The sequence below is a fragment of the Streptomonospora salina genome (assembly GCF_014204715.1).
GTDB classification, from domain to species: domain Bacteria; phylum Actinomycetota; class Actinomycetes; order Streptosporangiales; family Streptosporangiaceae; genus Streptomonospora; species Streptomonospora salina.
Window position 1 is genome coordinate 3,828,237 of the sequence record NZ_JACHLY010000001.1, and the last position, 14,276, is coordinate 3,842,512.

General features: G+C 72.6%; 6 protein-coding genes. All 6 read right to left on the reverse strand.

Annotation, left to right across the window (positions count from 1 at the left end; genetic code table 11):
* Positions 1 to 6: 6 nt before the first annotated feature.
* Positions 7 to 1,653: a serine/threonine-protein kinase gene (locus HNR25_RS17280; protein WP_246463712.1), complete on the reverse strand. Its 1,647-nt coding sequence runs from the start codon at positions 1,651 to 1,653 to the stop codon at positions 7 to 9.
* Between the two features lie 182 nt (positions 1,654 to 1,835).
* Positions 1,836 to 3,761 (reverse strand): N-6 DNA methylase, encoded by a 1,926-nt coding sequence (locus tag HNR25_RS17285; protein ID WP_184636752.1) that lies wholly within the window; start codon positions 3,759 to 3,761, stop codon positions 1,836 to 1,838.
* Positions 3,762 to 3,969: 208 nt separating this feature from the next.
* Positions 3,970 to 4,758 carry a DISARM system phospholipase D-like protein DrmC gene (gene drmC, locus HNR25_RS17290; protein WP_184636766.1) on the reverse strand — a complete coding sequence of 263 codons (789 nt, stop codon included), beginning with the start codon at positions 4,756 to 4,758 and terminating at the stop codon, positions 3,970 to 3,972.
* 12 nt (positions 4,759 to 4,770) lie between these two features.
* Positions 4,771 to 6,699 carry an MrfA Zn-binding domain-containing protein gene (gene drmB, locus HNR25_RS17295; protein WP_184636768.1) on the reverse strand — a complete coding sequence of 643 codons (1,929 nt, stop codon included), beginning with the start codon at positions 6,697 to 6,699 and terminating at the stop codon, positions 4,771 to 4,773.
* Positions 6,696 to 10,685, reverse strand: coding sequence for a DISARM system helicase DrmA (gene drmA, locus HNR25_RS17300; protein WP_184636770.1), 3,990 nt, complete (start codon positions 10,683 to 10,685; stop codon positions 6,696 to 6,698). Before drmA ends, drmB begins: the two co-directional genes overlap by 4 nt.
* Entirely contained in the window at positions 10,686 to 14,018 is a 3,333-nt protein-coding gene (locus HNR25_RS17305; protein WP_376767547.1) for an Eco57I restriction-modification methylase domain-containing protein, read from the reverse strand.
* Positions 14,019 to 14,276 lie beyond the last annotated feature (258 nt).

The following is a 14,276-nucleotide window of genomic DNA, read 5'->3' on the forward strand; positions in this document are numbered from 1 at the left end:
CCGGGGTCAGCCGCCGTCGGATTCGCCGAGGGGGGCGTGCAGGAGGCCGAGGACCTGCCTGAGCTGGGGGTGGTCGGGTCCGTGAATGCGCCTGAGGTCGTCGGCGAGGGAGCGCAGCGTGCGTTCGGCCCGCGTGTGGCGGCCGGCGCCGCGCTCCAGCAGGCCGATCTGGCGGCGCAGCTCCAGCGGGCGCTGGTCGTCGGGGCCGTAGACCCGCTCTTCGTCGGCCAGCAGCCGCCGCAGCGTCTCCAGCGCCGCGTCGGTCTCGCCCATCAGCGCCCGGCACGTCGCGTTCTGCAGGCGGCAGCGGAAGACCAGCGAGTCGTCGGAACCGTCGCGTTCGGCCAGGTCGCAGGCGAGGTCGTAGAACACCGGCGCGGCGTTGCGGAAGTCGCCGCCTTCGAAGAGGACGTTGGCCCAGTCCATGCGCAGGTCCACCACGTCGCTGTCGGCGCCGCCGAAGACGGTGACGGCGGTGCCTACGGCGGCCCGCAGCACGTCGGCGGCCTGGCGGTAGCGCGACGAAGCGGCCAGGTCGGCGGCGCGCTCCCGGGTGCCGGCGATGTCGGTGCGCGCCATGCCGGTGCCGGTCGCGGCACCGCCGGCGGCGGAGCCGTCCGGCCCGGGCCGGACGTCCACGGGGTCGGGGATGTCCGGGGCGCCCGGGTCGTCGGGGGTGCCGGACGCCGCCGGCGGGGAGGTGGAGCCGCCGGCGAAGACCCGGTCGAGCACCGCCGCCTGCATCCGCACCGGGCTGGGCAGCGCCGGCGGGTGCAGCACACCCGGGATCGGCCCGAGGTCCGCGGCGTGGGGCAGCAGCGACCGGTAGACCTCCTCCGCTCCCGCGGGGCGGTCGTCCGGCGACTTCTCCAGCAGGGACTCCACCACCCGCAGCAACCCGTCGGGCACGTCGGGGCGCAGGCTCTGCAGCGGCCGCGGAGCTTCGCCGACCTGCTTGTGCATCACCGCATACGGCGTCGAACCGCTGAACGCCCGCGCGCCCGCCAGCATCTCGTAGAGCACGCACCCCAGCGAGTACAGGTCGCTCTGCGGCGTGGAACCGCCGGTCATCAGCTGCTCGGGCGCCATATAGGCCGGGGTGCCGGGCGTTTCGCCGCTGCGGGTGATGCGGGAGGTGTCCGCGCCCTCCATCGCCACGGCCAGCCCGAAGTCCAGCACCTTGACCGTGCCGTCGGGCTCCAGCATCAGGTTGACGGGTTTGAGGTCGCGGTGCACCAGCGAGGCGCCGTGCGCGGCGGTCAGCACCGAGCACACCTGCGCGGCGACCGCCGCCGCCCACCCCGCGTCCAGCCGCTCCTGCTCGGCCACCAGGTCGGCGAGGCTGATGCCGTGCACCCGCTGCATGACCAGGTACGGGCGGGCGTCCAGGCTCCCGGCGTCGTAGACCGCGGGCACACCGGGGTGGCGCAGCCGCGCCGTGATGCGCGACTCGCGCACGAACCGCCGCACCATCTCCTGGTCGTGCTCGCCGTCGGGGAACCGGATGAACTTGACAGCGACCTCGCGGTCCAGGCGGGTGTCGTGGCCCTCCCACACCTCGCCCATGCCGCCGCGGGCCAGCGGCATCGGTCTGAGCTCGTAGCGCCCGTCCAGCATGTCGCTGTGCGGGTCGGACGCGTGCTCCGGGCTCATGGGGGCGCCTCCTGGGGGAAGTGTCGTCGTCGGGGTGCGGGACGGTGCGCGGTGCGGCCGGAAACCGCAGGTGTCAGGCGGTGACCGCGGTTCTCGGACGTCTGCGGGAAACGAGGGGGCCGTGGTCCCGGGGACGGGCGCCCCACCGAGGATGGCAGGCCGCGGGCCGTCGCGCCGCCCCGTCATGTCGGTTCCTCGGGGGCGAGCGCGCCGTCCGCCAGACCGCCCCCGCCCGTGCGCGCGAGGTGCTCGCCGAGGTCGGCCAGCCGGGCCAGGCCCGCGCGGGTGCCGGCCAGCCGGTCCATGGCCGCCGCGCGGGCGCGCTGGCGCTCCACCGGCACCGCGGGAACCCGCACCGCGCGCGGATCGAACCGCCCCGAGTGCGCGCGCCGCCCCGGCCGCTTCTCGGCGGCCGCCGCGGCCGAGACGACCCCCGCGAGGTAGCCGGGATCGACGCGTTCGGCGTCGCAGCGCAGCAGCATCAGCCGCGGACCCAGCGCCGCACCCGCGTCGGCCCCGCCGGCCAGCCGCGCCGGGCAGCGCCCGGCGAGTGCCGCCACCACGTCGCCGGGGCGGACCACCACCCGGCCGGGCACCTCCTCGCCCCGCCCGCTCGGCGCCGCGCCCGCACGCAGGTCCCGGTGGGTGAGCACGGCCAGCGGCCCGCGGTCGGCCCCCGCGCCCAGCGGCGCCTGATGGATCTCCACCGCCCCGGCGGCGGCCAGCTCCGCGACCGTGGGCGCCGTCCCGTCCTCGGCCGCGCCGCCGCCGTCCTCCGGAGCGGGCCCCAGCTCGGGCACCAGGTCGGCGACCGCGCCGAGCGCGGCGATCAGCTCCGACCGCAGCCGCACGTAGGTCTCACCGGCGGTTTCCGCCCCGGCTTCCTGCGCCGGGGCGGGCCGCAGGTCCATGTCGCACTCCAGCAGGTCGGAGACGGGCACCGCGGCGGCCGCCGGGCCCTCGCCCGCCGCCTCCGGCCGGTCCCGGTGCTGCCACAGCCGCACCAGCTCGCGGGCGTCGCGCACCCCGGCGGCCGTCAGCACCGGTGCGGCGGCGCCGCGCTCGGCCCCGTCGGGACGGTCCAGTACCCACAGGTGCGCGGTGGGCGGGGCGTCGCCGCCGGGCAGTTCGGCGACCATGCGCAGCGCGCCCGCCGACACCAGCGCCGCACGCACCCGCCGCCCCGACGGCCGGTCGGCCGCCGCCGCGGGCATCCGCACGACCACCCGGCCGCCGGGCCGCACCCGCGCCAGGCAGTGCTGCACCCACGCCAGCTCGCCCTCCCCGCGCGGCGGCTGCCCGTAGGCCCACCGGGCGTCCTCGGCCAGTTCGGCGCAGCCCCAGTCGCGGTCCCGGAACGGCGGGTCGCACAGCACGGCGTCGGCGGCGCGGCCGGCGAACCCGTCGGCGCGCAGCGCGTCCCCGCTCGCCGTCTCGCAGCTCAGCCCCGCCAGCAGCATCCGGCAGCGCGCGATGACGGCGTGCGCGGGGTCCAGGTCCTGGCCGTGCAGCGGCTGCGCGCCGCACGCGGCGGCGGCGTGCAGCAGCGTCCCCGTGCCGCAGGCCGGGTCGAGCACGGTGGAGCCCGGTCCCGCCCCGGCGATCGCGGCCATCGCCGCGGCGACGCCGGCGTCCAGCGCGCCGGCGCGTTCCCGCTCGGCGGTGAACCGGGCGCACAGCCGCTCGTACAGCTGCGGCGCCGGGCAGGACTCGGCTGTTTCGGCGGAGCCGGCGGTTCCGGTGACCGCGGCCAGCAGCGGCGCCCACCCCGGGTCGGGTCCGGCCAGCCCCGACCCGGCGGCCGCACCGCCGGCCAGCGCCAGTCCGGCGTGGGCGAGGAATTCCGCGGTGCGCACCCCGTCGACCCCGGCCTGCACCCGTTGCCACACCCGTTCGGCGGCGTCGGCCTCGAACGGTTTGCCGTGGTCGCGGCACCACCGCTCCACGTCCTCCAGCGCGAACCGCGGGTTGGTGGAGCTGCCCGCGACCGGGCGGGGGAAGTCGGCGTAGCGGCGCCGCCAGTTGCTGACCGCGGGCCGGCGCACCCCGGTCAGCCGCGCGATGTCGCCCGCCCCGAGCACGGCCCGCTCGCCGTCACGGCCACTCACAGCGGCCTCCGTCGGGGAAGGGAGCGCGGGAGGGGAAGGGGGCGGGGGCAGACGACGGCCCTCATCGAGCGCGCGGTTTCAACCACTGTGCGGCCCGCAGAGTGGTTGAAACCGCGCGCTCGATGGGCGCGGAACGCGTGTGCGGATCCGCGGTGACGCTGATGGACCGCGCGGCCCGACAGCTCTCCCAGCTCCCCGGCTATCCGTGTCATGAACGCCCACCCCCGTACAGCGGGGCGAGGACGCCGCGGGTGCGGAGTTCGGCGACGTGTTCGGCGATGCGGCGGGGCGCGTCGCCGCCGCGGATGAGCAGGCCCGCCTCGATGTTGTCGGTCACGCCCGACTGGGTCAGGTTCGCGCTGGAGACCAGCAGCACCCGCCGGTCGGCCGCGGCGAGCTTCGCGTGCGCCTTCGCCCTCTCCTGCTCGCGCTGCCCGGGCGGCCAGTGCCACAGCTCCACGCCCGCCAGCCCGGCGAACGCCCCCGCCGGTTCGGCGCCGCTGATGGCGCCGCCCGCGCCCTGCAGGGTCTCCACCACCACGTCCACCCGCACCCCGCGCCCGGCGGCCGCCGCCAGCGCTTCGCGGATGCGGTCGTGCGGGCGGGCGGAGTAGGTCATCAGCACCAGCTCGCTCTCGGCCTCGGCGATGACCTCCAGCAGCGCCTGCGCCGTCGCGCGCACCGGCACGGCGTGGCTGGCTGGGCCGCTCCACACCGTCTCCACGCCCACGGCGCCGGACCCGCGGGCGTACCCGGCGGCCAGCCCGCGCAGGTAGGCGGCGGCTGCGCCGTCGCCGACACCGGCGTCCCGGCGCGCCGCCAGCACCGCGGCGGCCGCCTCCTCGTCGCGCACGGACGCCAGGATCGCCTGGTCGGGCCAGCCCCCGCCGATCCGCGCCGCCAGCCCGCGCAGCGCCGCACCGCCGAGCGCGGGTGCGGCCCGCTCGGCGGCCCCCTCGAAGGCGGCCGCCGCGGCCCCGGAATCCTCCGCCGCCATAACCACGCCCTCCTACTGCACCGGCTCGCGGTACAGCGCGAGCTCGGGGTCGTCGATGGGCACCACGAACCGCCGGTCCAAGAACCGGTTGCCGCGTTCGCAGGTGGTTTCGGACACGAACAGGCACACGTGGCAGGCGGCGCCGTGCAGGAAGTCGGCGTGCGGCTGGGGCAGCCGCTCCGCGCACAGCGGGTCCGACGAGCACCGCATCGCATCGCCCAGGGCCCGCCGCACCAGCCGCACCAGCCGCTCCGGCTCGGCCTGGGACACCAGACCGCCCAGCGTCCCCTCCGCGTCGGGCACCGCCGTGTAGATGAGGATGCCGCCGCGCGGGTCGTCCTCGTCGCCGGCGTAGATCCGCTCGGACAGGCTGGCCGCGCTGTAGCCGCATTCGGCCGCGATCCCGCGGATCAGCAGGTGCGACAGCGTGTGCAGCGCGATGTAGCGCGACCCCGGCCAGTGCCGCATCGGGTCGAACCCGCCCGGCAGCCGGTCGGAGTAGCGGTTCATCCGGAACTGCCGGTAGGCGTCGCGGTGCAGCCCCAGCGCGTCCGAGCCCGCGACCCGCTTCTCCCACGCGGTCAGCAGGTCCTCGCCCACCCGCAGGAACACGCCTTCGCCGCGCACTTCGCTCGCCGGCACCCACGTCGTCTCCGACCGCGACAGCGGCGCCTGCGCGACCAGGTCGGGGTCGTCGGGGTCGGGCGCGTCCAGCCGGGTGAACGCCGTCAGCGCCCGCACTTCGCGCAGCCGCTCGGCCTGCACCACGTCGCTGAAGATCCCGCGCAGCGGCGCGGGCACCCCGTCCGGGTCGCGCCGCAGCGTGAAGTCGGCGGTGGGTTCGGGCGCCTCGGGCGCGGAGAACACGTCCCACTCGGGTTTGCGCAGGTCGGTGTCGTCGTCCTTAGCGGCGTCCTCGCCACCGGCCTCCTTGCTTTCGCGGACCTTGCCGATCATCTCCGACACTTCCGCGTCGCTCCACTTGGCGAACTGGCGCAGTGCCGGAAGGGTCTCGCGGGCCCAGGTGATGAACTCGGGACTGGTCGAGGGCATGCCTTTGAACGTGGTGTCCCAGTGCTCCTCGACCTTCGCGCGCAGCTCGTTCTCCCCGGTGCGGGGCACCGCCAGCACCGACAGGGTCTGGGCGAACCACTGGTTGGACGCGCCCACCACCAGCACCGTCGGCTCGGCCGCGCACCCGTCGGGATCGAACGTGCCCAGGTGCGGGTGGCGTCCCCGGCACCGCGGCAGGTTCTCTTTGCCGCGGCTGCCCATCGCGTCGCGCATGTTGCGCTGCTCGCCGCAGTTGACGCACTGGATGGCGACGTTGGCGCCGATGTTGCCGCCGCGGTCCTCCATCCGCATCTTGGGGTGGGTGGCCTTGGGGCAGGCCGCCCCGTAGTGCACGAAGTAGGCGTAGGGGAAGTCGTCCAGGTGCCCGCGGGTGCACGCCAGCAGGAACCGCGCGGCCACCGCCAGCGGCTTGTCGCGGCCCTTCTTGGTCGTGCACCCCTCGTGCACGAACTTGGCCTCGTGCGGCGCCCGCGGCTTGTCGTTCTTGAACGCGAACACCCGCGAGTCCAGCGCCGCCAGCTCGTTGCAGGCGGTGCAGCGCAGCCACGCCGGGAACGGTTCGACCGGCACCCCCACGCGCGAAGCTTCGCCGTTGGGGTCGGAGTCGACGCCGTCCAGCCACGGCGCCGACCACATCGACGTGACACGCCGGTGCCGGCGCGCGACCGCCGCCAGCAGCCGCGGCTCGGTGATCGGCTCCAGATTGGGGACGCTGCTGTAGCTCCAGTCGTCCAGCCCGCGCACCAGCACCGAGAAGTTCGGCAGGTCCACCAGTGCGCCGACACCGCCGGTGAACATCAGGTGGCTGGGACGCACCGCGCCGACCCGGCGCCGGTACTGCCCGTCGGCTTCGGCCCGTGCGCTCATCGCCGCCTCCTCTTTTCGCCCGGCCGCGTGAGGGCGCTGTCGCCCATCTCGTCGCCGTCGCTTTCCCGGTCGTCGTCCGCTTCCGCCTGCCCGCCGGCGGGTGCGGCACCGTCGCCGCGGCCCGCAGGCGCCGCCGACCACGCGGGCGCGTTCGCCGGCGGCTGGAAGAACCGGCCGTCGCCGGGCAGCAGCAGGTTCACCTCGTTCTCGGTCTCGCGCATGGACATGCCGACCGTGGTCTCGTCCCAGGGCCCCTCACCCGGCCGGTGCAGCAGCGGCACGAGCCGCTGCTCCTTCCTGTTCTCCGGCCGGTAGCCCAGCCGGGCCGACGCGTGCCGGCCCCGGTCCCAGGCGTCCTTGAGGGTGTTGAGGCGCTCGGCGAGGTAGTCGCGCCCGCGCGGGCCCGCGACGAACTCCGCCCGGTCCAGCATCCGCCGGGCGACACCGTCGGCCACCGGCCCGTCGAGGTCGACGTCGTGGGCGTCGCCGTTGCGCGAGTGCTCCTCGGCGGTGTTGCGCACCGCCGCGATGAACGCCGCCGCCGTGCCGCGGTCCAGCGACCGGCGGGTGTAGGGCGTCACCGACAGCGACTCCACCCGCCGGTAGAAGGACGCGTGGTAGTTGCGGAAGTCCTCGAAGTGCGCCAGGTCGCGCGGGCGCGTCCAGTTGTACAGCGCCACCACCAGCCCGGGCCGCTTCGGGTCGCGGCCCACCCGCGAGGACGCCTGGATGTATTCGGCGGTGCTCTTGGGCTGGCCGGTCACCACCATCAGCCCGAACCGCGACACGTCCACACCCACCTGCAGCATGGAGGTCGCCAGCACCACGTCGACGGGGTTGGCGTCGTCGCTGCGGCGCTGCGACCACGCCTGGGCCACCGGGTGGAACGCCGCCTGTGAGGGGCGCGAGGAGTTCCGGGGGCGGCGGCTCAGCGTGTCGGCGACGTTCGCGCGGATCGCCTTCGTCCGCGCGGAGGTGTCCAACTCGGGGTCGAAGCCGCCCTCCAACCGCCGCAGCACCCGGCTGATCTCGCCCGAGGAGATGCGCGAGGTCAGCTCCTGGACCTCCAGCATCGACGCGGGCCCGTGCAGCCGGTCCGACAGGCCCTTCGCGCGCCCGTGCCGGCGCACCCGGGTGACGACGTCGTCGTCGACGTAGCGCCGCATGCCCGCCAGCTCCCGGGTGGCGTTGAAGTAGCCCACCATCGTCATGTACGGGTCGGCGGCGGCGCCGTGCGTGTCGAACATGGTCTGCCCGGCCAGCAGCAGGATCTCCGCCAGCCGGATCTCCGCGGATTTCAGCCGCACCCCGTGGGCGCACACCCCCAGGTAGCGCCGCCCCGGCGTCTGCTCGGTCACCGGCACCTGCCGCGAGAAGAACGTGTCGGCCACATCGGTGACCTGCGGCGGGAAGATCTCCAGGTCGCGGGCGAACACCCCGCGCACCTGGGCGGCGGCGTTCTTGGTGGTGGCGGTGGACGCCACGATCTTGGGCGCGGCCTCGGCGCCGCTGGGCGTGGTCCACGTGCACAGCTGGTCCACGGCCGACTCGAACAGCCCCACCGTGGTGCCCAGCGCCCCCGAGATCAGGTGCAGCTCGTCCTGGATGATCAAATCCGGCGGGCGCAGCCGCACCACCGGGTGCGCCGACACGGCGGGCAGGGCGCCCTTGGCCTGGTGCCGGCTGCCGCAGCCGGTGCGCGACTCCAGGTCCGCGTGCTGGTAACCGTGCCGGGGGCAGCGCCGGCTGACCCGCCCGAACAGCATGCCCGCGTGCCCCTGCCAGGGCAGCTGCGCGAGCTTGTCCACGGTGGCGATGACCAGGCCGGGCGTGTAGCGGTAGATCTCCTCGTCCACGGTGAGGATCGGCAGGCCCTCGGCCGCGCGCGTACGGGAGAACGGGCACGCGTCGGCGCCTTCGGCGTTGGGGCAGAACAGCAGCACCCGGCGGGTGTCGGGGTCGGGTTCCAGGTCGCGGTGGGCGGCCAGCGCGGCGCCGCACCAAGGGCAGGCCAGCGTCTGCAGGACGGTGGAGCGCTTCTGCCCGCCCTGTTCGCGGGCCTGGGCGATCTCGGCGGCGGCGTCGTCGTAGGAGTTGGGCGAGACCCGCCCGCCGACCCACAACCCGATGCGGAACGGCTCCTCGCCCCACACCTCGGGGTGCTCCCGGCGGGCGACCTCGGCGCCGCACACCAGCGCTGAGGCCCGCTGGAACTGCTGGGCTGTCAGCAGCCGCAGGGTGTAGCGCATCAGCACCGCCACCCCGGCCTCGCCGCTGCGCGCCTCAGCGCCCGAACCCACGGTGCCCTGCAACCGGCGGATCGCGAACGTGAACGCGGTCAGCCCCAGGTAGGCCTCGGTTTTGCCGCCGCCGGTGGGGAAGAACAGCAGGTCCACCTTGGCCTCGGGCGAGGCGGCCCGCTCGGGGTGGTCGTAGTCGCCCAGCGGCGGCAGGTTCAGCAGCACGAACGCCAACTGGAACGGCCGCCACGAGGCGACCTCGTCGCCGCGGCCGCGCACCGCGCGCTCGGCGTCGGCGTAGGTCACCGAGGGGTCCTCGCGCAGCCGCGCGATCTCGGTGTGGCGGCGCTGATCGGCCATCACCCGGTTCGCGAAGTTGAACGCGCGCAGCGCGTCGCCGTGGCCGGGCGCAGCCGGGTCGCTCAGCAGCTCGATCCCGGCGCGGATGCGGTCGGCGGCCCGGCGCGCGGTGAACACGGCGCTCTCGGCGGTCTCCCGCAACCGCTCGGGGAGCGACCCGATCTCGGCTTCGCGCTCGTCTAACCAGGCGGTGTAGCCCTCGGCCAGCGGCGCCAGGCCGCGGCGCAGCTCCTCGGGTTCGGCGGTGGCCAGCGCGTCCATGCGCAGCTCGGTGCCGGCCAGCGGCGTGCCCGCGCCCATCGGCGCGGTCGTGGCGGCCACGTCGTAGTAGGGCAGCCAGGTGGTTTCCAGCTTGCGGGCGCGGCGCAGCCCGTGGTCGGCGTCCTCGTGCACGGCGACGTTGCGGCCCTGGGCATAGGACAGCCGCTCGCGGTACAGCAACCGCAGGTGCAGCTCCTCGGCGCTGTCGGCGGAGGAGCCGTCGGGCGCCGCGGTGCCGGGGTCGAGGGGGTCGTCGACCGGGAGGAACACGGCGGCGTCGCCGTCGAGCGCGGTCACCGACAGCTTCGCCTGGAACAGCCACGCGGTGTCGGGGTTGGAGCTTGGCTCGGCCTGGTTGTTGACCAGCGTCAGCTCCACGGTCCGCCGCCCGCCGCGCGGGCGCACCGCCACGTCCAGGTAGACGCCGGGGGAGGAGGTGTCGTCGGGCGTGGGGGTGGTCAGCCCGACGCGCTGGTCGAGGGATTCGGGACCGGCGCCGTCCAGCCGGATCTCGCGGGTGAACACCCGCGGTTCCCGGCCCCACGTCTGGCGCTTGCGTCCGTCGTCGTCACTGGCCTCGCGGCGGCCGTACTCACCCCAGGAGGCGGTGACCGCGACGGCGCCGGTGTCGTCGCCGACGGTGAACGCCATCCCCATGGAGGACGCCCAGATCCGGCCCAGGTTCTGCGTGGTGACGACGTCGGGGAGTTCGCTCGCACCCTCGCCGCCGGGATCGCCCTCGGCCTGAGCCTGGGGATCGGCGGCCTCGCCGGCGCCGGGGCGGGAGGTCGCGGGCTGGTGCTTGGGGCCGAGCATCCCCACGAGGTAGCGCTCCCGGGGACCCTTGGCGCTGGGGTTGAACTCCTCCCGGTCACCGCCCCAGGGGCCGAGGAGGTCGAGTTCCACGATGCGCTGGAACTCGTCGCGCACGTGGTAGGAGTTCTGCCCGCTGAAGTTCTGGGGGGCCTCCAGGCGGGAGATGATCTCGGCGGTTTTGGCTTCGGCCTCGGTGCGGCCGTCGTCGGAGGCGGAGTCCTTGCCGGCGGTGGTGTCGGTGTCGAGGGATTGCTGCTGCCCGTTGGGATGGTCGAACAGGCCGTCGCCGTCGCTGCCGTCGGAGGTCATCTAGAACAGCGTCCCTTCGTCGTCGGCCTTGCCTTTGGACTTCTTGTTCTTCTTGTCGTGCAGCCCCTGGGCTTCCTCTTCGGCGTAGCGCTCGTGGTTCAGCTCCAGCAGGCTGTCGAGGATCTCGCGCTGGGCGGCCGGACCGATGGTGTAGCGGGTTTCGTGGCCCCCGACCTGATGGAAACCGTGGTCCAGGCCGCCGACGGATTCGACCCGGTCCTCCCACCCGTAGGCGCGGACGGTGGCCTCGTCGATGGCCCGGTGGATATCGCGGAGCTCCTGGATGTCGGAGTCCGTGACGGTGGGGTCGAAGACCATGTTGTAGGTCTTGGTGAGGCCGGATTGGCGGGAAAGCATGACGTCCCGGCGGTAGGTGTCGAGCCGGTCGCCGAGAGTGCGGAGTTCCTCGGTGAGGGGAGGAAGGGGGAACGTTTCGAAGACGTCGGAGGGGGTGTAGCGGAGATCGGCCTTCATGGAGGAGGCATGTGATTTCGCCCACCAGTAGTGGAGTGACCCCGACAAGGTGGCGAGTAATGCGGAACTTCCACTGGCAAAAATTACGACCGCCTCACTGAATACTGGGCCCGTCGAAATTCTCGCCGGAAGTACAAACCTATTGACCCTGGTCAATGCGATTACGCTACTCAAATTGGAAATGGCGGAGTATAGTCCGGGTGCTGTCTCCGCAAAGACCCACCATCGCTCACGCCTGATTTTCCTGTTATTGTTTTCGCGCTCGGGCTTCACGAGTCGCCGAGTTTGCTCATAAGGTTTTTTGTATTGAAGGGCTTTTTCGTGAGGCCAGTTTCTGAAGTCTATTACCCAGCGGCTTGCATCGTGCGTAGAGATCGTATTTAAATCTTTTCCGTTCAAAAACGGAAAAAGGACATCCCTATTCTTGGGATCTTGGGAGATCCATTCTTTGGCGGTTTCCTCTGAAAGTGTAAATCCAAGTCCATCGATTTTTGATGCTTGGAATGCTATCTTGATGTTGGCGTTCAGTTTATGAGGATTTCCTGTGCTTCGCGACTCCGGGCTAAGGGTGGGGGTGATTGCTCGGACTGGCTGGCCATCCAAGGTGATTTTTGCCGTGGTGCTTGGTTTGCTTACTGACGTCCAGACTGTGCAGAACTCTAAGGCGGCAGACTTTGACGGCCAAGGAGAGCTTTTTGTAGCTCTTCGGATGGTTATTTCTTGGGTGGAGAGCTGGTCGAGTCCAACTTCCCTTGTGTCGCCCTGAGAGAGGGTGTTTGTTGCTATAATGCCGCTTTGGCCATTGCTGCTCAGTAATTGGTGTGCGCGAAGAACGAAGAAGGCGATTAGATCGGCGTTTCCCTTCTTGTTATTTGCGATATCCAATGTAAGTATGTCTCGGTATGACGGCCCCATGGATCCGCTTATCTTGGAGCCTCCCAAAAATGGTGGGTTTCCAATTATGGAATTGAATCCTCTGTCAGCAAATACCTCGGGGAACATGAGAGGCCAGTGGATCGGCCGGCGTGGGAAGCTCCCAACCGGGCGCTCGATATCCAACCACTCCGCCGCCGCGCTACGCGCCTCTGCACCATCCCCTTCAACCGCCCGCTGCCCCAGTTCCGCGGCTTCCAGCGATCCCCGCGCCAACGCCCGCTCACCATGTCCCGCATTGGCCAGCGCCGCCCCCACGGTCAGGTCCGCGAGCAGTTTCGCCTGCCCCGTCTTCTCTTCCGCCTCGCGCAGGGCCTCGCGCTTGCGCTGCAACCCTTCCAGCGACGTCCCGTCGATCTCCGCCAGCTCCCGCCGGGTCTCCGCGACCTCGCTCACCAGCTCCCGGACACCCGCTGTGAAGTCGACCAGTGCGCCTTCTTCGTGCAGTTCCCGGCCCTTCTTCGGGTCCATGTGCATGTATTCGAGCTGCTCGATCGACGTGATCCCCAGGAGCGAGTCCCCCGCCGCCAGCCGGTCGTCCAGGAAGGTGAATGGGCGCCGCGGGTCCATCGACACGAGCCACAGGGACAGCTTGGCCATCTCCACCGCCATGGGGTTGATGTCCACCCCGTACAGGCAGTGCTCGATGACGTGCCTCCGCGCCTCGATCACCAGCGGGTCGTCGTCGGTGCTCGCGCTCGCGCCGGCGCCCACACCCCCCTGTGCGGCACCGCCCGCGCCCGCTTCCGCGTGCTCGCGCACGCGCGGGTCGTTTTCGGCGGTCCACGCCTCGATCAGCCGGGCGCCCAGGTAGCGGGCGGCCGCCACCAGGAAGGCGGCCGAGCCCATCGCGATGTCGGCGACCTTCAGGCCCAGGATCTGTTCGCTGGACTTCAGCCGCCACGTGTCCTTGTCGGCGGTCTGCAGCGGTCCCGGTTCGTAGACCAGCGGCTCCAGCGCGCCCTCCACGACCTCTTCGGCGAGGAAGCGCGGCGTGTAGTGCGTGCCGGTGTTCTTGCGCAGCGCCGACTCGGTCACGTACAGCTCGCCGGACATCACCACCATCGGCAGGCCCCGCAGGTCGGTGCGCAGCATCCGGTAGAACGGCAGCAGCCGTTCGGCCAGCGGGTAGTCCCTGCGCGTGACGGCGAGCAGCAGGCTGCGCGCCTCCTCCTTCTCCTGCCCGGACAGCGGCGCCAGCTTCTTCTCCAGCGCCCGCTTCGACCCGATCCCCGAGTCTTTGAACTCGGCGGCCGCCGCTTCCGCCAGCGCCGCAACGTCGGTGTGCCGGGCCGCCAGCTCCTCCAGGCGCCGCAGCGGCACCTCCTCCTCGCGGCCCTCCTTGCCGACCAGCCCGACGACCAGTTCACCGGCCCGGAACCCGTCGTAGGACAGCAGGCCCTCGTACACGTAGCCGATCTGCTCGACGTCCAGCGCGCGGAACGACAGCGTGCGCCGCTCCTTGTTCTTGCCGGTGCCGACCTCCACGTGCTGCACCGCGTTGAGCATGTGCAGCACCGTCTGGTCGTCGATGATCAGCGGCATCCACGCGAACGCCTGCGGATCGAACAGCGACCCGTCGTGGGCGTGCATCTGCAACCGGGGGTGGTCCACGCCCGCATACACCGCCTGGAACAGCGCCAGCAGCCGGTGCCAGGCGGTGTAGGTGTTCTGCAGCTCGTCCTCGCTGCCCTCCAGTGCGCGCCGCTCCAGTTCCGCGTTGAGCCCGCCCGCGGAGTACGCCTTGGCGTACAGGTCGTTGTCGGAGGGCAGCAGCCCGCGCTCCTCGGCGAACAGCACGAACACCACGCGCATCATCACCGACACCGCGCCGCGGTAGACCTCGTGGGCGTCGACGTCGGACAGGTCGGGCTCGCCGCGGGAGCGCAGCTCGGTGTCGGCGCGGCCGAAGGCGGCGACCAGCATCTCCACGGCCTGGCGCACCTGTACGCCCAGGGCCTCGGTGATGTCCTCCTGCGAATCCTGGCTCTGGGCCAGCAGCCGGGGCAGCCGGGTCTCCTCGGGCACGCCGAAGAAGCGGGTGCGGCACAGCAGCGCGTGGAACGCGTCGAGCACGTCGCGCTCGACCCGCTCGGGCCACACCGCCGCGTCGAACACCGCCGTGGTGGTGACGCCGCCGCTCGGCGCCCACACCAGGGTCCACCACCGGCCGTCGGTGACCAG

Bases quoted from the DNA above. Each gene is read 5' to 3' on its own strand.
- HNR25_RS17280 (WP_246463712.1), bottom strand. From the start codon at position 1,653: ATGAGCCCGGAGCACGCGTCCGACCCGCACAGCGACATGCTGGACGGG.
- drmC (WP_184636766.1), bottom strand. From the start codon at position 4,758: ATGGCGGCGGAGGATTCCGGGGCCGCGGCGGCCGCCTTCGAGGGGGCC.
- drmB (WP_184636768.1), bottom strand. From the start codon at position 6,699: ATGAGCGCACGGGCCGAAGCCGACGGGCAGTACCGGCGCCGGGTCGGC.
- drmA (WP_184636770.1), bottom strand. From the start codon at position 10,685: ATGACCTCCGACGGCAGCGACGGCGACGGCCTGTTCGACCATCCCAAC.
- HNR25_RS17305 (WP_376767547.1), bottom strand. From the start codon at position 14,018: ATGCTGGTCGCCGCCTTCGGCCGCGCCGACACCGAGCTGCGCTCCCGC.